This is a genomic window from Streptomyces sp. NPDC102437 (assembly GCF_044765565.1).
Lineage (GTDB): Bacteria > Actinomycetota > Actinomycetes > Streptomycetales > Streptomycetaceae > Streptomyces.
Map to the genome: position 1 here is coordinate 187,991 of NZ_JBIWKI010000006.1, position 18,164 is coordinate 206,154.

Genomic DNA, 18,164 nt, shown 5'->3' on the forward strand with positions numbered 1-18,164 from the left:
TGCGTCAGCGCCCCTTCGGCAGGCCGAGTATGCGTTCGGCGACGATGTTCCGCTGGATCTGCGAGGTGCCCGCGGCGATGGTGTACGAGAGCGAGGAGAGCCGGTCCAGGACCCATTCCCGGTCCAGGTCCGCGCTGTCGGCGCCGAGCACCTCGGCGGCCGCCTCGTACAGCTCCTGGCGGGCGTGCGAGTAGCGCAGCTTGAAGACCGAACCGCCGGTCCCGGGTACGCCGCCGGCCCCGGCCCGCTGTGCCTCGCTGACGTTCCACTGGGTGAGCCGCCACAGCGCCCGGAATTCGGCGTTCAGCCTGCCCAGCCTGCGGCGCAGCACCGGATCGTCCCAGCGTCCGCTGCGCCGGGCCTCGGCGGCCAGCGCGTCCAGGGTGCGGCGGCAGGCGACGACCTCGCCGACGAAGGCCGTACCGCGCTCGAAGGAGAGGGTGACCATGGTGACCCGCCAGCCGTCGTTCTCCGCGCCGACCCGGTGGGAGAGGGGCACCCGCACCTCGTCGAGGAACATCTCGGCGAACTCGGTCGACCCGGCGAGGGTGCGCAGCGGGCGGACGGTGACCCCCGGCGCGTCCATCTCCATCGCGAGCCAGGTGATCCCGCGGTGCTTGGGCGCCGCCGGGTCCGTGCGCACCAGGAGCTCGCACCAGTCGGCGACCTCGGCGTGCGAGGTCCAGATCTTGCTGCCGCTCACCACGTAGTGGTCGCCGTCGCGCACCGCCCTGGTCCGCAGCGCGGCGAGGTCCGAGCCGGCGTCGGGCTCGCTGAACCCCTGGCACCAGATCTCGTCGCCGCTGAGCACCGGGGGCAGCCAGCGCGCCCGCTGCTGCGCGGTGCCCTCGGCCGCGATCGTCGGGCCGGCGTGCAGCAGCCCGACGAAGTTCGCGCCGACGTACGGTGCTCCGGCCTTCTCCGTCTCCTCCAGGAAGATCAGGTGCTGGGTCGGGGTCGCGCCCCGGCCGCCCGCGTCGACGGGCCAGTGCAGACCGGCGTAGCCGGCGTCGTACAGCATCCGCTGCCAGGCCGTGTCGTACGCGCGGCGCCCCGGCCAGTCGTCGGGGCGGGGCTTCGGCGGCAGTCCGGGCAGCACGGCGGCCAGCCACTCGCGCAGCCGTGCCCGGAACTCCTGTTCCTCCTGGGTGTACGCGAGGTCCATCGCGGGCCTACTTGTCGAGGTCCAGGCCGAGCATGCGGATCGCGTTTCCGCGCATCAGTTTGTAGACGGTCTCCTCGTCCAGTCCCTTGACGTGGTCGAGGGCGACCTCCTTGGTGTGCGGGAAGGTCGAGTCGACGTGCGGGTAGTCGGTCTCGAAGGTGGCGTTGTCCCGCCCGACGACGTCGAGCGAGGCGACGCCGTGCTTGTCGCGGAAGAAGCAGCAGAAGATCTGCCGGTAGTAGTACGTGGACGGCGGCTCGGGGATCAGACCGCGCACCCCGCCCCAGGCCCGGTGCTCCTCCCAGACGTCGTCGGCGCGCTCCAGGGCGTACGGGATCCAGCCCATCTGCCCTTCGCTGTAGGCGAGCTTGAGCTGCGGGAACCGCACCAGGACCCCGCTGAACAGGAAGTCCATCATCGAGGCCATGGCGTTGTTGAAGGAGAGGCTGGCCTGTACGGCGGGCGGGGCGTCCGGCGAGGCGGCGGGCATCTGCGAGCTGGACCCGATGTGCATGTTGACGACCGTGCCGGTCTCCTGGCAGGCCGCGAAGAACGGGTCCCAGTACCCGGTGTGGATCGACGGCAGGCCGAGGTGGGTGGGGATCTCGGAGAACGTCACCGCGCGCACCCCGCGGGCCGCGTTGCGGTGGATCTCGGCGACCGCGAGGCCGATGTCCCAGAGCGGGATGATGCAGAGCGGGATGAGCCGGCCGCCGCTGTCGCCGCACCATTCCTCGACCATCCAGTCGTTGTAGGCGCGCACGCAGGCGAGCGCGACCTCTTTGTCGTGGGCCTCTGCGAAGGTCTGGCCGCAGAAGCGCGGGAAGGTCGGGAAGCAGAGGCTGGCCTCGACGTGGTTGAGGTCCATGTCCTTGAGCCGCTCGGCCGGGTCCCAGCAGCCGGGCCGCATCTCCGCCCGGGTGATGCCCTCAAGCGTCATGTCGTCGCGGTCGAAGCCGACGGCGGCGATGTTGCGCTTGTACGGGAACTTCAGGTCCTCGTAGATCCACCAGTCGGTGGGCGGGCCGTCCGGGTCCATGGTGATGACGTATTTGCCGCCCGTGTAGGCCAGCTCGCCGATGCCCGCGGTGAGCGGCTGCGGGCCGCGCTCGCGGTACTTGGCGGGCAGCCAGGTCGAGAAGAGGTGCGGCGGCTCGATCACATGGTCGTCGACGCTGACGATCCGAGGCAGTTCCGTCATGGTGTCCCCTCCGGCGCGCGATTTTCTGATGACCCGTCAGATTTATGTCGCCATCAGGCTAGCCCCGCACCCCTGGACCGACAAGGCGCGGCGCTCTACGCTCTCCGCACCATCTGACTGTCCGTCAGCTTTAAGGGGTTCGCCGTGACCGAGACCGCGCACGCCCTGGGTGCATCGGGCACCTTCTGGGAACTCGTCGAACGCCGGGCCGGCCTGACCCCGGACCGCCCGTTCCTGATCCAGGACGACCGCACCCTGACCTTCGGCGAGCTGCGCAGCCGCGGCGAGCGGGTCGCGGCCGGGCTGTGGGAGATGGGCGTACGTCCGGGCACCGTCGTCGCCTGGCAGCTTCCGACCCGGATCGAAACGGTGCTGCTGTCGTTCGCGCTGACCCGGATCGGCGCCGTGCAGTCGCCCGTCATCCCGTTCTACCGGGACCGCGAGGTGGGGTTCGCGCTGCGTGAGTCGAAGGCGGAGTTCTTCGCCGTACCGGGCACCTGGCGCGGCTTCGACCACACGGCGATGGCCTCACGGGTGACGGCGGACCGGCCGGTGACGGTGTTCGAGGCGTACGCGTCGCTGCCGGACGGCGATCCGTCGGTGCTCCCGCCGCCGCCCGGTGACGGCACGGCGGTGCGCTGGATCTACTGGACCTCGGGCACCACCTCCGACCCGAAGGGGGTGCTGCACACCGACCGCAGCCTGATCGCGGGCGGCTCCTGCCTGGCCCACGCGCTGCATCTGTCGGCCGACGACATCGGCTCGATGGCCTTCCCCTTCGCCCATGTCGCCGGGCCCGACTACTCGGTGATGCTGCTCCTGTACGGCTTCCCGGCGGTCCTCTTCGAACACTTCGCGATGCCGGACGCGGTGGCGGAGTACCGGCGCCACGGAGTGACGGTCGCGGGCGGGTCCACGGCGTTCTACTCGATGTTCCTGACCGAGCAGCGCAAGGCGCCGGACCGGAAACTGATCCCCAGCCTGCGGCTGCTGGCGGGCGGCGGGGCCCCGAAGCCGCCGGAGATCTACCACGCGGTGGTCCGGGAGATGGGCGTCCAGCTCACCCACGGGTACGGCATGACCGAGGTCCCCATGATCACGATGGGCGCCCCCGACGACACGGTGGAACACCTCGCCGAGACGGAGGGCCGGCCGCCCGCGGGCATGGAGATCCGGATCACCGACGAGGACGGCAAACCGCTGCCGCACGGCACGGACGGCGAGGTGCGGCTGCGCGGGGAGGCGGTCTGCAAGGGCTATCTGGACCCGGCGGCGTCCGCGTCGGTCTTCGACGCGGACGGCTTCCTGATCACCGGCGACATAGGCCACGTCAGGGCCGGCGGGCATCTGGTGCTCACCGGGCGACTGAAGGACATCATCATCCGCAAGGGCGAGAACATCTCCGCGAAGGAGATAGAGGACCTGCTGCACCGGCACCCCGACGTCGCGGACGCGGCGGTGATCGGGCTGCCGGACCCGGAGCGGGGCGAGCTGGTCTGCGCGGTCGTGGAACAGCCGGCGGGCGCCGCTCCGCTGACGCTGGCTCAGGTCACGGGGTACCTGCGGGCCGAGGGGCTCTCCGTGCACAAGCTGCCGGAACGCCTGGAGGTGGTGGCGGCACTGCCGCGCAACGACGCCCTGCGCAAGGTGCTGAAGTACCGGCTGCGGGAGCAGTTCGCCTGACGGGAGGGGGGACGGCTCGCCCGACGGGGGGTGCGGGGCGCCGCCCCGCACCCCCCGTACGTCCTACGCGTCCGGGGCGATCACCGTGAAGTAGTCGGCGAACGCCGACACCGCCTGGCCCTCGGTGATCCTGCCGTCTCCGTCCGCGTCCAGGGTCCGCGCGGCGAGCTGGGCCGTCCCGGCATCCGCACCCAGCACCCGCAGCGCCCGCTCCACGGCGGGTACCGCCGCGCCCAGGCCGTCCCCGTCCGCCACGGCGATAGCCGCCCGCAGGAAGGGGCGGGCGATCTCCGCGAAGCGCTCCGGGCTGTCGCGCAGCCGTTTCACGGCCCCGCCCACGAACTCCTCACGGGTGACGCGCTGGTCACCGTCGACATCGGCGATGCCTGCCATACCCTGCCAGAACGCCTCGGCCCCGGTGTAGAGCGCCTGGCCCTTGTCGCAGCGCGCCGTCGTGCCGAACTCGGCGAGCAGACGGGCCGCGGCTGCGTTGAAATCCGCGCGATCGATGTATCCGTTGCCGTCCTGGTCGAAGGCGGCGAAGCGGTGGGCGATCTTGCGCTCGTACTCTGCGCTGTCCATGCGGGGAGCGTACGACGCCGGAAGGCGTCACGTGTCACTTTGGAGCGCCCGGCACCCGACCCGGGGTCGTCGCGGAGCGGTTTCACGCGGAAAGCGGCCGGGCCCGGTCGTCGACGGCCGTGTCCCAGTCGGGGTAGACGTCGAAGAGCCGGCGTACGCCGAGGGCGGCGAGCACCCGGTTGACGTGCGAGCCCTCCTCCGCGCCCCGGGCCGGCAGGATCAACCGCAGCCGGCCCCCGCAGGAACGCATCAGCCGCCGGGCGGCGATCAGCACACCGACCCCGCTGGAATCGCAGAACTGGACCTCGGAGAGGTCGAGCACCACGTCGTGGCGGCCGACGGCGACCGCGTCATGGACGGACTGGCGCACCGCGGGCGACGTCAGCAGATCCAGCTCACCGCGTATGTGCAGTACGGTCCATTCGCCCTGCACGGTCCCGGCCACCTTCAATGTCACGCGACCGACCCTCTCGTTCCGGGGATTCCGACGATCCGGAAGTTTCCGTTCCTTCTCGCGGCTGCCCCGGCCGGACCCTCATGAAACACCGAGCGGCCTGTCAGGACACAGGCGGATTCAGGCAGAAATGATCACTTCACTATCATCCCGGGCCTTTTCAGGGGGGTACTTGCCGTAAAGGGACGTGCACGGCCGACACCGCCGACTACATTCGATGTGACGAGGGGAACAGAGCAGAGGAAACAGGTCGGGGGTCGCATGACCAGGAACGCACCGCCCCGCTGGGACCGCAAGATGCAGCAGCGGCTGGCACGCGGTGAGGCGGCGGCTCTCGGTGAGCTCTACGACCGGTTCGCCTCGCTGGTGCACAGCCAGGCACACCGGATGCTGGACGACGAGACCGCCGCCGACCTGGTGACCCGCGAGGTCTTCGGCTACGTGTGGGAGAACCCTGACGCTTACGACCCCAAGCAGGGCTCGATGCGCTCCTGGGTGGCCCGGCTCACGCACCGCCAGTCCGTGCGGCGGCTGCGCGAGGAGCACGGCCGCCTCGACGGCCCGGACGAGGACGGGAGCGGCCTGGAGGAGCGGGTGCACCGGGCCACCGTCGCGGCCCGCGCCGACTACATCGTCGCGGCCATGCCCGCCCCGCTGCGGGCCGCGCTGGAGCTCGCGTACATCCAGCGCCGGGACTACCGGCAGACCGCGGCCGACCTCGGGGTCACCGAGGACGAGGCCCGCCGCCGGCTCCGGCTCGGGCTGCAACTGCTCTCCACCGCACACACCCGCCCGCTCGAAGGAACGTCGCCGCCCGGATACGGACGGCCCCTGTGACCGGCGACGATTCGGACGGGCGCGGCGACGGCGGGCGTGACGACGAGGTGCGGGGCGCCCGGCGCGTACCGGGACCCCGGGCCGCCGCGGACGACTTCGACCTCTCCGCCGTACCCCTGCCGCCGCCCGTCCCCGCGATCCCGCCCTGGGAGCCGCGACCGGCCTCACCGCCGACGACACCGGAACCGGAAACCGCCGTGGCATCACCGGACCCATCGGCCCCGCCGGACCCGTCGGTGCCGGCGCACCGCGTCCTCAAGGCGCTCCTCGGTGCGTGGGCCCTGGCGGCCTGCTCGGCGGAGGAGACCGAGTCCGTCGAGGCGCATCTGACCGAGTGCGCCGCCTGCGCGGACGAGGCCCTGCGGCTGCGTGACGCCGTCGGGCTGCTGCACACCGACCGCAGCCTGGACCTCGACCCGACGCTGCGCACCCGGGTGATCGACTCCTGCCTGAGCCGCCGCCCGGCCGACATCCCGGTGCCGGACTGGGCTTCCCCGTACGACGCGGAGACCGCGCGGCTCGACGCGCTGCTCCGTGACATCGGCAGCGCGGAGTGGCACGCGCCGGTGCGCCTGAAGTGGTTCGAGGGCGAGCAGGAGGCCGGCCGCAAGACCACGGTCGCGGGCGTCATCGGTCATCTCATGGCCGTCGACGGGCTGATCGGCGCCGCCCTCGACCTCGAAGTGCCGCTCGGCGACGGAGTCCTCGGCCGGGGCGCCGACTGGCCGCTCTCCCCCGCCGCACGCACCGAGAAGTACTGGTCCGCCGCGCGGCGGCCGCCCACCCGCGCGGTCCACGAGCCGTGGCGCGCGCAGAGCCACACCCTCATCCGTACGGTTTCCTTCGCCGGCCGCGGGGTCTGTGAGCTCTCCGTCTCGTACGGGGACTTCGCCCTCCCGATGCACGACGCCCTGCTGGACCGGGCCTTCGAGTGCTGGGTGCACGGCGGCGACATCGCGAAGGCGGTGGACTATCCGTACGAGGCGCCGTCCGCCACCCATCTCAACCGGATGATCGACCTGGCGGCCCGGCTGCTGCCCGCCGCCCTCGCCGAACGCCGCAGGACCGGTCTCGCCGGGCCCGCCCGGCAGCTGGTGACGGCCGGGTCACCTGGCCGTTCGCTGCATCTGGAGGTCGAGGGCTCCGGCGGCGGCGACTGGTACATCCCGCTGGACTCCCCGGCCGCGCTCGGCTCCCCCGCGCACACCGTGGCGCAGATCGCGCTGGACGGCGTGGAGTTCTGCCGGCTGGTGGCCGGGCACGTGCCGCCGGTCGAGGCGGCAGCCGGTCAGGAGGGCGACCGCGAGGCCATCCGCGACGTGCTGTGCGCCGCGGCCTCGCTGAGCCGCTTGTGACACCTCTCCCGGCGGGGTCCTACGCGAAGATCACCGTGCGGCGGCCGTTGAGCAGGATGCGGCGCTCCGCGTGCCACTTCACGGCCCGCGCCAGCGCCTGGCACTCCACATCGCGGCCGATGGCGACCAGTTGGTCCGGCGTGACGCCGTGGCCCACCCGCTCGACCTCCTGCTCGATGATCGGCCCCTCGTCGAGGTCCGCGGTCACATAGTGCGCCGTCGCACCGATCAGCTTCACACCACGGGCGTGTGCCTGGTGGTACGGCTTCGCGCCCTTGAAACTCGGCAGGAAGGAGTGGTGGATGTTGATGATCCGGCCGCTCAGCTGCTTGCAGAGGTCGTCCGAGAGGACCTGCATGTAGCGGGCGAGGACGACCAGCTCGACGTTCTCCGCGCGGACCAGCTCCAGCAGCTCCGCCTCCGCGGCGGCCTTGGTCTCCTTGGTCACCGGGATGTGCCGGAAGGGAACGTTGTACGAGGCGACGAGCTCGGCGAAGTCCGTGTGGTTGGAGACCACGGCGGCGATCTCGACCGGCAGCGCCCCGATCCGGGAGCGGAACAGCAGGTCGTTGAGGCAGTGCCCGAACTTGCTGACCATCAGCACGACCCGCATCCGCTCCGCGGAGCGGTGGATCTGCCAGTCCATCCGGAAGGAGTCGCCGACCGCCGCGAAACTGGCCCGCAGCTTCTCCACGGTCACCGGGGCGTCCGCCGAGAAGTGGACCCGCATGAAGAACAGACCCGTGTCGTGGTCGCCGAACTGCTGACTGTCCTCGATGTTGCAGCCGGTCATGAAGAGATAGCTCGACACGGCATGCACGATGCCCTTTTTGTCGGGGCAGGAGAGAGTGAGGACGTACTGCTCGGGGGCGGTGTCGGCAGGCTGCGGCGCGGTCATCCCCGTAGCGTGCCACACCGGCCCGGAATCAGGCCGACCTGGTCATGATGCGGAGTACGTCGAGGGAGCGCGGCGGCGTGTCGGGGTCCTCGCCGTCGTTGCCCGCGAGCAGCACATGGGCCTCGCGGGCGGCCCGTACGGCGTCCTGCCAGCCGTGGTGCTCCAGATACGCCGAGACGGGGGCGTCGGCGCCGACCTGGTGCATGATGCGCAGCACCTGGAGCACGGCGACGTCGACGAGAGCGGCCTCGTCGGTGTCGCGGAAGATCGTTCCGATGTACTTCTCGGCGGACCAGTTGTCCAGCCAGGTGTCCTCGACCAGGCGGTACACGGCGTCGGTGACGTCGCCGTACCCCTCCAGGCCGGTCAGCCAGCACTCGTGGTGGAAGACGGGGTCGGAGAGCATGTGCAGCGCCGAGCGCACGTTGCTGCGCCAGCGCCACCAAGGCATGTCATTCAGCGGCATGCCGCCCATGGTGGAGGAGCGACGGCCGCGACGGGAAGAGTTCTCCGAACCTTGCTGCACGGTCATCGATCGTACGTTCCCTTTCCCGCCGCCCGCATCGCCCCCCGCAATTCACCCGGATGTCACCGAGCGTTGAACGGAGCACACTGCGGCGTTACCCCGCGGCCGGAAATGTTCATGCCCATGACCGGATGGCGACGCCCCACCTCCTCCCGCCCCTACAAGCTCCTCACAAGTACGGCGGCAGCCGGGGCGTTGCTGATGACCGGTTGCGGCGTACTCCCTGGGGCCACGGGGGGCTCCAGGGAGCCCGTCACCGTACTGACCTGGGCCCCCGGCGGGGTCGCGGGGCCGGACACGGTGAACATGGCGGGCATGACCGCCATGGCCCGCACCTATGCCCGCTGGGCCAACGCCGACGGCGGGCTGGACGGTCACAAGCTGCGCGTCGTCACCTGCGACGAGCAGGACACCTCGATCGGGGCGGCGAACTGCGCCCGGCTGGCCGTCAAGGAGAAGGCGGTGGCGGTCGTCGGCTCGTACAGCCGGCACGGGACGGCGTTCATGTCGCCGCTGGAGGCCGCCGGAATCCCCTACATCGGCGGTTACGGCGCTTCCGACGAGGAGTTCAGCAGCTACAACTCCTTTCCGGTCAACGGCGGTCAGGCCGCCCTGCTCGCGGGCAACGCCCGCCAGCTGGCCCGGAGTTGCGAGCGGGTGTCCGTGGTCCGGCCCGACACCCTGAGCGGCGACGGCCAGGCCTGGCTGCTCAGGACCGGCCTCACCGAGGCAGGCCGGCCCGCGCCCGTCGACATCCGGGCCCCGGAGTCGGCCACTTCGTACGACGAGGCCGCCGCGCCCGCGCTCCGGGCGGCGGGGGCGTCCCACGGCTGCGTGACGGCCGTGCTCGGGAAGCGCACGGAGACCTTCTTCGACTCGTTCCGGCGGCTCGAACCGTCGTACGGGAGCGTCCGCATCTCCTCCGTACTGGGCAGCGTCGACCAGCCGCTGATCGACAGCACCGGCGGCCGGAACAGCCCGTTCGAGGGGGCGTACATCACCGGCTGGTACCCGGACGCGGGCGACGCCCGCTGGGACCCGATGCGCGAAGTGATCCGCGAGCACGCCTTCGGCGACAACCGGATCGACCCGGACGACACGGGCGTGCAGACCACCTGGATCGCGTACACCGTGCTGAAGGAGCTCGTGAAGTCGATCGACTCCCCGGAGATCACCCCCTGGAAGCTCACCTCCGCCCTCAACAAGGGCACGGCGGCCGAGACCGGCGGGCTCACCCCGGTGCTGCGCTGGGGCTTCACGGACGTGCTCGGCTCGTCCTCGTACCCCCGGATCGTCAACACCAGGGTGACGTATCAGGTGGTGCGGAACGGCCGGCTCGTCGCGGACCGGAAGGGCTTCATGGACGTCTCGAAGACCTTGTCGGACGCCAGCGCGACACACTGACCCGCACCTCCCGACCGGATTCACCACACGCCCGGGTTCACGGCACCCGTCCCGATTCGCGGCACCCTCATGGATGCGCGGGACGGGCGCCGTCGGGAAGTGCCGTCAGAGCTGCGTGGCCGCCCGTCGGGTCAGCCCGTACTTCGCCGCGATCGAGTTCCACATCCCGGACGCCTGCTGCTTCTGCTTGCTCGCCTCTGCGCTCTGCTGGGTGGCCGCCTGCGTCTCGGAGGTCGTACGCGCCCTTCCGTGCTTGCACACCTTCTTGCCGTTCTTGGCCTGCTCGGCCCAGGCGGCGTAGTGCTCGTCGGCGGCGGCGGAGGCCCGCCACGCCTTGGTGAGGGAGGTGCTCAGCCGGGCGTGGTCCGGCAGCTTGTCGACGGACAGCGCTTCCAGCCGGGTCACCAGATCGCGGCGCTGCTGGGCGGCGCCCTTCAGATCGGTCACGGCCTGGTCCAGATCCGTGCAGCTCTTGGTCTTCTCGACGGCCCCGATGACCGCGGCACGGCTGTTGTTGCTGTCCGCGAGGAGCTTGTCGAGCGCCTCGGCCTGCGGCTTCGCCGGATCGGCGGCGGCCTGCGTGGAGGGCTCCCCGGCGGGTGAACTCGCCGCGGCGACCGCCTGCTTGTCGTCCTTGCCCTTCTCGTCGTCGCCGCCGCTCAGCAGCGCACCCGCGCCGAGCCCGACGACGGCACAGCCGACCACGACCGCCGCGATGAGCGTGACGTGGGCCCGCCTCTTGCGCGGCTGCTGCGGCTCCTCGCCCACCGGCTGGTACGGGGCCTGCGCGGAGTGCTGCGTCTGCGGGGCGCCCTGGTACTGCGGCGGGGCGCCCTGATGCTGCTGCCGGGGGTCGAGCTGGGGCATCTGCTGGGTGGCGCCCGCCGGTTCGTCGCTGCGGAACAGGTTGTCGAACTCGGCGGGCGGCTGCCGGTCGCCCGGGGCTCCGGGCCTGATGCCGTAAGGGGTCCCGCCGGGGACCGGCGGGATGTACTGGGGCGCCTCGGCGTCACCGCCGTTGCCGGACTGCTGCTGGTACGCCTGCTGCTGCGGCCCCCCGTGGCCGAGGAACGTCGTCGACTCCGCGGGGTTCTCCGGCGGCAGCCCGCCCGGCACGGGCGCGATGTACTGCGTGGCCTCCGCGTCCCCGCCCATGCTCATCCCGGGCACGGCCTCGGGCGGCAGCGGCTGCGCGAACGACTGCGGCGGCTGGGGCTGTTGCTGCATCTGCTGCGGCTGCTGCCCCTGGTGCGGCGGCTGTTGCATCTGCTGCCGCATCGGCTGGGGCTGGTGCGGCGGCTGTTGCATGTGCTGTGGCATGGGCTGCGGCATCTGGGGGTGCTGCGGGGCGGACGGCTGTCCGTACCCCTGCCCCGGCTGCACCTGACCGTACTGCCCCTGCCCGTACGACCCCTGCCCCTGGGGCTGGTGGTGCTGCTGCGAGGGGTCCTGGTGCGCCGCCTGCGGCCCCCAGGGCTGCCCCCACGGCTGGCCACCCGCCGGGGCGGCCTGATCCGCGGGCCCCCCTGGTATCCAGGGCTCGCCGCCACCTGCGGGCAGCACGACACCCTCGTGCGTGGGCCGTACAGCAGGGAGCTGCTGCTCGTCACCCTGTCCGCTCTGCGTCACCGGGACTCCTACGTGTAAACCTCTACGGAATCGTCGGCTCACGCTATCGGGTGGTTGCCGCCGTTCGCCAAGCGTGTGTTGTCACTCACCAGCCTTTCACAAGCGCTGTAACGCTCAGCGCTCTCAAGGCGCAGTTAAGGGGCACCGGACACGTCCACCCGGCCGGGCCCCGGTCGCCGGCCCCGGTCAGGCCGCCTGGAGCTCCAGGCGGGCACCGAATTCGCGCACCGCCGACTCGTCCCCGTACGGGATCAGCCGCTGCTGCAGATCCTCCAGGTACTCCGCTCCCCGGCTGGAGCGCACCGACCCCAGCAGCTCCATCGCCCGCGTGCCGGTGTGGCAGGCCTGCTCCACCTCGCGCATCTGGACCTGGGCCGTGGCCAGCAGCACCAGGCCGATGCCCCGGCGGCGGGTCCGGGACTCCGGGTGGCCGGCCAGGGACTCCTTCGCGCGGCGCGCCGCGGCCTCCGCCTGGCCGAGGTCGCGGTGGCAGTGCGCCAGCTCGTCCGCGAGATAGGCGCGGTCGAAATGGGCGATCCAGTCGGGGTCGTCGCCCGTGCCCGGCTCGGCCCGCTCCATGGCGGCCAGTGCCCGGCCCGTCACCGCCTGGCAGGTGCGGGCGTCGCCGAGCAGGGCGTGACCGCGCGCCTCCGCGGCGTAGAACATCGCCTCCGCCCTCGGGGTGACGCGCCCGCGCGCGCCCTCCTGCGCGGCCCGCGCCAGCTGGGCGATCTCCCGGGGGTTGCCGAGCTGCGCGGCGAGATGGCTCATCGAGGCGGCCAGCACATAACCGCCGTACGCCCGGTCGCCCGCCGCCTGGGCCAGGCGCAGCGCCTGGATGTAGTAGCGCTGGGCGAGCCCCGGCTGACCGGTGTCGACCGCCATGTACCCGGCGAGTTCGGTGAGGCGGGCGACCGCCGCGAACAGCTGTCGGCCGACCGATTCGCGGTACGCCCCGGAGAGCAGCCCGGAGACCGCGCTGTTCAGGTAGTGCACCAGGACCGGCCGCACATGTCCGCTGCCGAACCGGTGGTCGAGATCGACCAGCGCGGTCGTCATCGCCCGCACCGCCTCCACGTCCGAGATCCCGACCCGGGCGCCGGCGGCCCGTGCCACCTGCGGGTCGGCGCCGGTGATCAGCCAGTCACGGCTGGGTTCGACGAGCGCGGACGAGGCGACCGCCGAACCGGACAGGAAGTCGCGGCGGCCGACATCGCTGCGCCACAGCTCGCAGACCTGCTCGATCGCGCCGATCACGGTCGGGGCGAACTGGAGGCCGACGCCGGACGCCAGGTTCTTGCCGTTGGCCATGCCGATCTCGTCGATCGTGACCGTACGGCCGAGTTTGCGGCCGAGGGCCTCGGCGATGATTCCCGGTGCCCTGCCGCGTGGCTGCTGGCCGCGCAGCCAACGGGCCACGGACGTCTTGTCGTAGCGCAGGTCGAGCCCGCGTTCCGCGCCGACCATGTTGACGCGGCGGGCGAGGCCGGCGTTGGAGCATCCGGCTTCCTGAATGAGCGCCTGGAGCCGTTCGTTCGGCTGGCGGGCGACGAGAGGCCTGGCTGCCATGTTTCCCCCTGAGGCCGCAGTGATCATTGAGCCGATCACTGCCCGGCGAATACGCGGAAAATGCACAGATTCATCGTGTTCGTCACGTGCGTCGTGTTCCTTGCCATTCATGTCGGCATATGACAGAGGCCGACCGTTCCGGACCCGCACGACGACTATCCGGCGGTTGCCCGTATGTGGCTACCCGCCCTGGCCGACACCGCCTCACGCGCGCCCCCGCCCATGCATCCATGCGCCCCGTGTGCCGGATCGATACACCGTGACCGCAGCCGCCACGCCCGTAACCCCGGGTGTTGGCCGTAGTTGTGCTGTGCGTGGAAGAGCCCATCGCAGTCGAAGAGCCCGTCGGAGTCATGGAAGCCGCGAAGGTCCCCCAACAGCGGAGCGAGCAACTGCTCGACGCGGCGGTGCGGTACACGGAGGAGCGGCACTGGGACGTGTGCCCCGGCACCTGGCTGGAGGCGGCGGAGGGGACCGAGCAGTGCTCCTGCGGCGACACCGGCTGCGACGCCCCCGGCGCCCACCCCACCGGCCCCGACTGGGCGGGCCAGGCGACCGGGAGCGGGGCCGCCGCCCGCCGGATGTGGTCCAGGCACCCGAAGGCGTCGATCCTGCTTCCCACCGGCCGCAGCTTCGACGCGATCGACGTACCGGAGTCCGCCGGCTTCCTGGCGCTGGCGCGGATGGAACGGATGGGCCTGCCGCTGGGCCCCGTCATCTGCAGCCCCGACCGGCGGATGTTCTTCTTCGTGCTGCCGGGCGCGGCGGCCAAGTCGGACGATCTGGTACGGAAGTCGGGCTGGCGGGCCGCCACCATCGATCTGGCCGGCCGCGGCGAGGGCCACTACGTCACAGGTCCGCCGACCCGGGTCGGCGCCCGCGGAGCGGTGCAGTGGGCCCGCCGCCCCACCCCCGCCAACCGCTGGCTGCCGGACGCGGAGGAGCTCATCAGCCCGCTCGCCTACGCCTGCGCCAGGGAAGCCGCCGACGCGCGGGCCCGCCTCTCCAGGGACGCCCTTTCGTAGGCTGGTCCCGGAACACGGGGCCACCGAAAGGCAGAGGCATCATGCGTGACCGCGCAGAGACCGACAGAACGGTACGGGCGGACGGGGCGGAAGAGGCGGGCGGAGCCGGTGAGGCGACGCCCGCCGTTCGCGTACAGGGGCTGTGGAAGCGGTTCGGGCAACAGACCGCGGTCGCCGGGATCGATCTGGAGCTGCCCGCGGGCAGGTTCATCGGCCTGGTCGGTCCCAACGGCGCGGGCAAGACCACCACGCTGTCGATGGTCACCGGGCTGCTCCGCCCCGACCAGGGCAAGGTCGAGGTCGCCGGCCACGACGTGTGGCACGACCCGGTCGAGGTGAAGTCCAGGATCGGCGTGCTCCCGGAAGGGCTGCGGCTCTTCGAGCGGCTCTCGGGGCGCGAACTCCTCGCGTACACCGGCCGCTTGCGCGGGCTGCCGGGCGCCGAGGTCGACAAACGGGCCACCCAGCTCCTCGATGTGCTCGACCTGGCGGGCGCCCAGCACAAACTGGTCGTCGACTACTCGACCGGCATGCGGAAGAAGATCGGGCTCGCGGTCGCGCTGCTGCACAACCCCGAAGTGCTGTTCCTGGACGAGCCGTTCGAGGGCGTCGACCCGGTCTCGGCGCAGACCATCCGCGAGGTCCTGGAGCGGTACACCCGCTCGGGGGCGACCGTCGTCTTCTCCAGCCATGTGATGGAGCTCGTCGAGTCGCTCTGCGACTGGGTGGCCGTCATGGCGGCCGGCACGATCCGGGCCCAGGGCACCCTGGCCCAGGTGCGCGGCGACGCGCCCTCGCTGCAGAACGCCTTCCTCGAACTCGTCGGCGCCGGCTCCCGCGCCACCGACGGCTCCCTCGACTGGCTGGACGGCAAGCGATGAGCGTGCTCGACGCCCCCGTGGGCGCCGCCGCCGGCCGGCCCGCGGGCGAGAACCTCGTCCCCGTCTTCGTGCGGCTGAAGCTGACCCTGCTGCGCAACGGGCTGCGGCAGTCGGCCGGCCGGCGGGCCGCGTACATCACCTCCGTCGTCGTCACCCTGCTGTGCGCCGCGGGCCTGCTGCTCGGGCTGACCGCGCTGCACGGGCACGCTCATGCCGCGTCCCTCGTCGTGCTGCTGGCGGGGGTGGCGGCGGTCGGCTGGGCCGTGATGCCGCTGTTCTTCCCCAGCGGTGACGAGACCCTCGACCCGAGCCGGCTGGTGATGCTGCCGCTGCGGCCGCGCCCGCTGGTCTCGGCGCTGCTGGTGTCCTCACTGGTCGGGATCGGTCCGCTGTTCACGCTCTGCCTGGCGGCCGGGTCGGTGTTCGCGGTGGCGCGGGGGGCGGCCGGCGCGGTGTTCGCCGTGGTGGCCGCACCGCTCGCGCTGCTGGTGTGCGTGGCGCTGGCGCGGGCCGTGGCCACGGCCAACACCCGGCTGCTGACATCGCGCAAGGGCCGCGATCTCGCGGTGCTCAGCGGTCTGGTGATCGCGGTGGGCTTCCAGGTCGTCAACTTCGGTGCGCAGCGGCTCGGCCGGGCCGGCGGGCTGTCCGCGCTCGACCCGGTCGCGGACGTGGTGCGCTGGCTGCCGCCCGCCTCGGCGATCGGGGCGGTGGACTCGGCGGCGCGGGGCTCGTACGGGCAGGCGTCCGTGCAGCTGCTGCTCTCCGCCGCGGCGCTGGCCGCGCTGCTGTGGCTGTGGCAGCGGAGTCTGGTGAAGCTGATGACTGCCCCGGACGGTTCGACCCTGGCCGCCGCCGGTCCGGGCCGCGAGAAGGCCGGCAAGAGCGGCTCCGGGCTCGCCGCGCTGCTGCCCCAGGGGCGCACCGGGACGGTGATGGAGCGCAGTCTGCGGTACATCGCACGCGATCCGAAGACCAAGGCCGCCTGGACCACGGCGCTGGCGATCGGGCTGATCGTACCGGTCCTCAACGCGCTCCAGGGCACCGGCTCGGTCTACTTCGCCTGCTTCGCCGCCTGGATGCTCGGCATCCAGATGTACAACCAGTTCGGGCAGGACACCTCCGCGTTCTGGATGGTGGCGCTGACGATCTCCTCGACCCGGGACGCCTACCTGGAACTGCGGGCGCGGGCACTGGCGTTGCTGCTGATCACGCTGCCCTACACGATCGTGGTGTCGGTGGTGACCGCCGCGATGCTCGACGACTGGGCCGCGCTGCCGGAGGTCATGGGGCTGTCGCTCGCCCTGCTGGGCGGGATGCTGGCGACGGGCGCGGTGGCCTCGGCGAACTTCCCGTACTCGATCCCGCAGGACGGGGCGTTCAAGAACGTGGCGCCGGGACAGGCCGGGCTCGCCTGGATCTCGATCTTCGGCGGCATGGTCTCGGCGGGGCTGCTCTGCGCACCGCTGATCGCGGTGACGATCTGGCTGCACGTCGCGGACCACGAGCAGTGGCTGTGGCTGCTGCTGCCGGTGGGGGCCGTATACGGGGCGCTGATCGCCTGGGCGGGGCTGCGGGCCGCCGCCCCGCGCACGGCGGACCGGCTCCCGGAGATCCTGGCGGCGGTCAGCAAGGGCTGAGGGCCGAGGCGGGCGAGGGCCGAGGCGGGCGAGGGCCGAGGCGGGCGAGGGCCGAGGGCGGCCGCCGCCCGGCCCCCGGCCGCCGCCCGGCCCCCGGGCGGCGGCCGCGCCGCTCCCGTCACGGCGGTCCCCCGCCTCATTCCGCCATGACGGCCCGTCCCGCCACCCCGTCACGGCGAGACGGGCTCGCGCTCCTCCTGGGGGTCCTCGGCGAATTGCTCCAGGAAGGGTTCGACCGCCGCGCGCCAGCCCTCGGGCTGGTCGTAGTGGACGAGATGGCCGGCGTCGGCCACTTCCGCGTACTGCCCGCGCGGCAGTACGCGGACCATCTCCTGGGCCTCCGCCCGGCCCAGCTCGCCGTCGAGCCCTCGGAGCACCAGGGTCGGGCAGCGAACCTGCGCCAGTTCCTCCCAGTGCGCGTCGAACACCCAGGTCGCGCGGGACCGGAGCATCTGGTGGCGGGAGAAGACGGGGCGCCAGCCGTCGGCCCGCTCGGCCATCACCTCGGCGAAGAACTCGCCGCGGGCCGGGTTGGGCCGCTCCACCCAGGGGTCGTCCTCGCCGAACCACTTCCGTACGTCGGAGAGCGTCGCGAACGGCACCGGCCAGGACTTGAACCAGTCCTCCCACTCGCGCTGCGAGGCCGCGCCCAGCGCGGAGGCCCGCATGTCGCAGATGATCAGGGCCCGGACGAGATCGGGGCGCTTGGCGGCGAGCTGCCAGGCCGTGAGCGCCCCCATCGAATGCCCGACCAGGGTGACGGGGGCGAGGCCGAGCTGTTCGATCGCGGCCTCGACGTCGGCGACGTACGCATCACGGGTGTACGGGCCTTCGGCCGGCTTGTCGCTGCGGCCGTGCCCGCGCTGGTCGAGGCCGACCGCCCGGTGCCGCTCCGTGAGCCAGCGGGCGGTCGAGGCCCAGTGCGCGGCCCGGCCCATCAGGCCGTGGAGCAATAAGACCCCGGGGGCGCGCTCGCCCTCCGTGCGCCCCTTGGGCGGGTCGGCGAACTCCCAGGCCGCGAGGCGTACGCCGTCGGTCCCGGTCACATCGATGCGCCGCACCATATGTCCTGGCACCCCCTTCTGGTCCTCGATCACCGCTTGATCACTGCTCGATCGCCGCCTGGCCGCGTCGCCAGACTATCGAACTTGTATTCGAAAACTGGCTTCTGCCACCCAACACCCCTCGTTCGAGTGACCGGTTCCAAGGATTGACCGCGGTGGCGGAGGGGAGACCTTCTCCGGGAGGCGGGCCACTCGGGGATGAGGGCCCGTGGGGATCGACCTCGAGAGCTCGGGGCTCCAGGTCGAAGCAG

16 protein-coding genes are annotated in these 18,164 nt (G+C 72.0%); 7 read left to right on the forward strand and 9 right to left on the reverse strand.

The window, feature by feature from the left end; genetic code table 11:
* Positions 1 to 4: 4 nt before the first annotated feature.
* Together ACIRJP_RS10580 and ACIRJP_RS10585 are read right to left on the reverse strand one after the other, a co-directional pair.
* Positions 5 to 1,165 (reverse strand): acyl-CoA dehydrogenase, encoded by a 1,161-nt coding sequence (locus ACIRJP_RS10580; protein WP_404170865.1) that lies wholly within the window; start codon positions 1,163 to 1,165, stop codon positions 5 to 7.
* A 7-nt stretch (positions 1,166 to 1,172) separates the two neighbouring features.
* Positions 1,173 to 2,366 carry an amidohydrolase family protein gene (locus tag ACIRJP_RS10585; RefSeq protein ID WP_404170868.1) on the reverse strand — a complete coding sequence of 398 codons (1,194 nt, stop codon included), beginning with the start codon at positions 2,364 to 2,366 and terminating at the stop codon, positions 1,173 to 1,175.
* Between the two features lie 144 nt (positions 2,367 to 2,510).
* On the opposite strand from ACIRJP_RS10585, the gene ACIRJP_RS10590 reads away from it, so the two are divergent.
* Entirely contained in the window at positions 2,511 to 4,049 is a 1,539-nt protein-coding gene (locus ACIRJP_RS10590) for a class I adenylate-forming enzyme family protein (RefSeq protein ID WP_404170871.1), read from the forward strand.
* A gap of 63 nt (positions 4,050 to 4,112) precedes the next feature.
* On the opposite strand, the gene ACIRJP_RS10595 is transcribed toward ACIRJP_RS10590, so the two are convergent.
* Both ACIRJP_RS10595 and ACIRJP_RS10600 read right to left on the reverse strand, forming a co-directional pair.
* Complete coding sequence (locus tag ACIRJP_RS10595) at positions 4,113 to 4,631, reverse strand: EF-hand domain-containing protein (RefSeq protein WP_404170874.1); 519 nt, start codon at positions 4,629 to 4,631, stop codon at positions 4,113 to 4,115.
* Positions 4,632 to 4,713: 82 nt separating this feature from the next.
* A complete protein-coding gene (locus ACIRJP_RS10600; protein WP_404170877.1) occupies positions 4,714 to 5,088 on the reverse strand; it encodes an STAS domain-containing protein in 375 nt (124 codons plus the stop codon).
* A gap of 258 nt (positions 5,089 to 5,346) precedes the next feature.
* On the opposite strand from ACIRJP_RS10600, the gene ACIRJP_RS10605 reads away from it, so the two are divergent.
* Together ACIRJP_RS10605 and ACIRJP_RS10610 are read left to right on the forward strand one after the other, a co-directional pair.
* Complete coding sequence (locus tag ACIRJP_RS10605) at positions 5,347 to 5,922, forward strand: RNA polymerase sigma factor (RefSeq protein WP_404170880.1); 576 nt, start codon at positions 5,347 to 5,349, stop codon at positions 5,920 to 5,922.
* Positions 5,919 to 7,277, forward strand: coding sequence for a zf-HC2 domain-containing protein (locus ACIRJP_RS10610; protein WP_404170883.1), 1,359 nt, complete (start codon positions 5,919 to 5,921; stop codon positions 7,275 to 7,277). Before ACIRJP_RS10605 ends, ACIRJP_RS10610 begins: the two co-directional genes overlap by 4 nt.
* 19 nt (positions 7,278 to 7,296) lie before the next feature.
* Here the strand turns inward: ACIRJP_RS10610 and purU are convergent, their stop codons facing one another.
* A complete protein-coding gene (gene purU / locus ACIRJP_RS10615; RefSeq protein WP_404170886.1) occupies positions 7,297 to 8,175 on the reverse strand; it encodes a formyltetrahydrofolate deformylase in 879 nt (292 codons plus the stop codon).
* Between the two features lie 28 nt (positions 8,176 to 8,203).
* On the reverse strand, positions 8,204 to 8,707 hold the full coding sequence (locus tag ACIRJP_RS10620) for a hypothetical protein (RefSeq protein WP_404170888.1): 504 nt from the start codon (positions 8,705 to 8,707) through the stop codon (positions 8,204 to 8,206).
* 117 nt (positions 8,708 to 8,824) lie between these two features.
* On the opposite strand from ACIRJP_RS10620, the gene ACIRJP_RS10625 reads away from it, so the two are divergent.
* Positions 8,825 to 10,105, forward strand: a complete 1,281-nt coding sequence (locus ACIRJP_RS10625; protein ID WP_404170891.1) for an ABC transporter substrate-binding protein — start codon at positions 8,825 to 8,827, stop codon at positions 10,103 to 10,105.
* 105 nt (positions 10,106 to 10,210) lie between these two features.
* Here ACIRJP_RS10625 and ACIRJP_RS10630 read toward each other — a convergent pair whose 3' ends face one another.
* Together ACIRJP_RS10630 and ACIRJP_RS10635 are read right to left on the reverse strand one after the other, a co-directional pair.
* The gene (locus tag ACIRJP_RS10630) at positions 10,211 to 11,734 is read right to left on the reverse strand and encodes a hypothetical protein (protein ID WP_404170894.1); all 1,524 of its coding nucleotides are present in this window, start codon (positions 11,732 to 11,734) and stop codon (positions 10,211 to 10,213) included.
* 186 nt (positions 11,735 to 11,920) lie between these two features.
* Complete coding sequence (locus ACIRJP_RS10635; protein ID WP_404170897.1) at positions 11,921 to 13,303, reverse strand: transcriptional regulator; 1,383 nt, start codon at positions 13,301 to 13,303, stop codon at positions 11,921 to 11,923.
* Positions 13,304 to 13,656: 353 nt separating this feature from the next.
* Here ACIRJP_RS10635 and ACIRJP_RS10640 point away from each other — a divergent pair, with 353 nt between their 5' ends.
* From ACIRJP_RS10640 to ACIRJP_RS10650, 3 genes are read left to right on the forward strand one after another with little or no spacing between them, the layout of a single operon-like run.
* Positions 13,657 to 14,328 carry a bifunctional DNA primase/polymerase gene (locus ACIRJP_RS10640; protein WP_404170900.1) on the forward strand — a complete coding sequence of 224 codons (672 nt, stop codon included), beginning with the start codon at positions 13,657 to 13,659 and terminating at the stop codon, positions 14,326 to 14,328.
* 41 nt (positions 14,329 to 14,369) lie between these two features.
* Positions 14,370 to 15,209, forward strand: a complete 840-nt coding sequence (locus ACIRJP_RS10645) for an ABC transporter ATP-binding protein (RefSeq protein WP_404170903.1) — start codon at positions 14,370 to 14,372, stop codon at positions 15,207 to 15,209.
* On the forward strand, positions 15,206 to 16,849 hold the full coding sequence (locus ACIRJP_RS10650) for a transporter (protein ID WP_404170906.1): 1,644 nt from the start codon (positions 15,206 to 15,208) through the stop codon (positions 16,847 to 16,849). Before ACIRJP_RS10645 ends, ACIRJP_RS10650 begins: the two co-directional genes overlap by 4 nt.
* A 170-nt stretch (positions 16,850 to 17,019) precedes the next feature.
* Here ACIRJP_RS10650 and ACIRJP_RS10655 read toward each other — a convergent pair whose 3' ends face one another.
* Positions 17,020 to 17,913 carry an alpha/beta hydrolase gene (locus ACIRJP_RS10655; RefSeq protein ID WP_356091105.1) on the reverse strand — a complete coding sequence of 298 codons (894 nt, stop codon included), beginning with the start codon at positions 17,911 to 17,913 and terminating at the stop codon, positions 17,020 to 17,022.
* Positions 17,914 to 18,164: the final 251 nt, after the last annotated feature.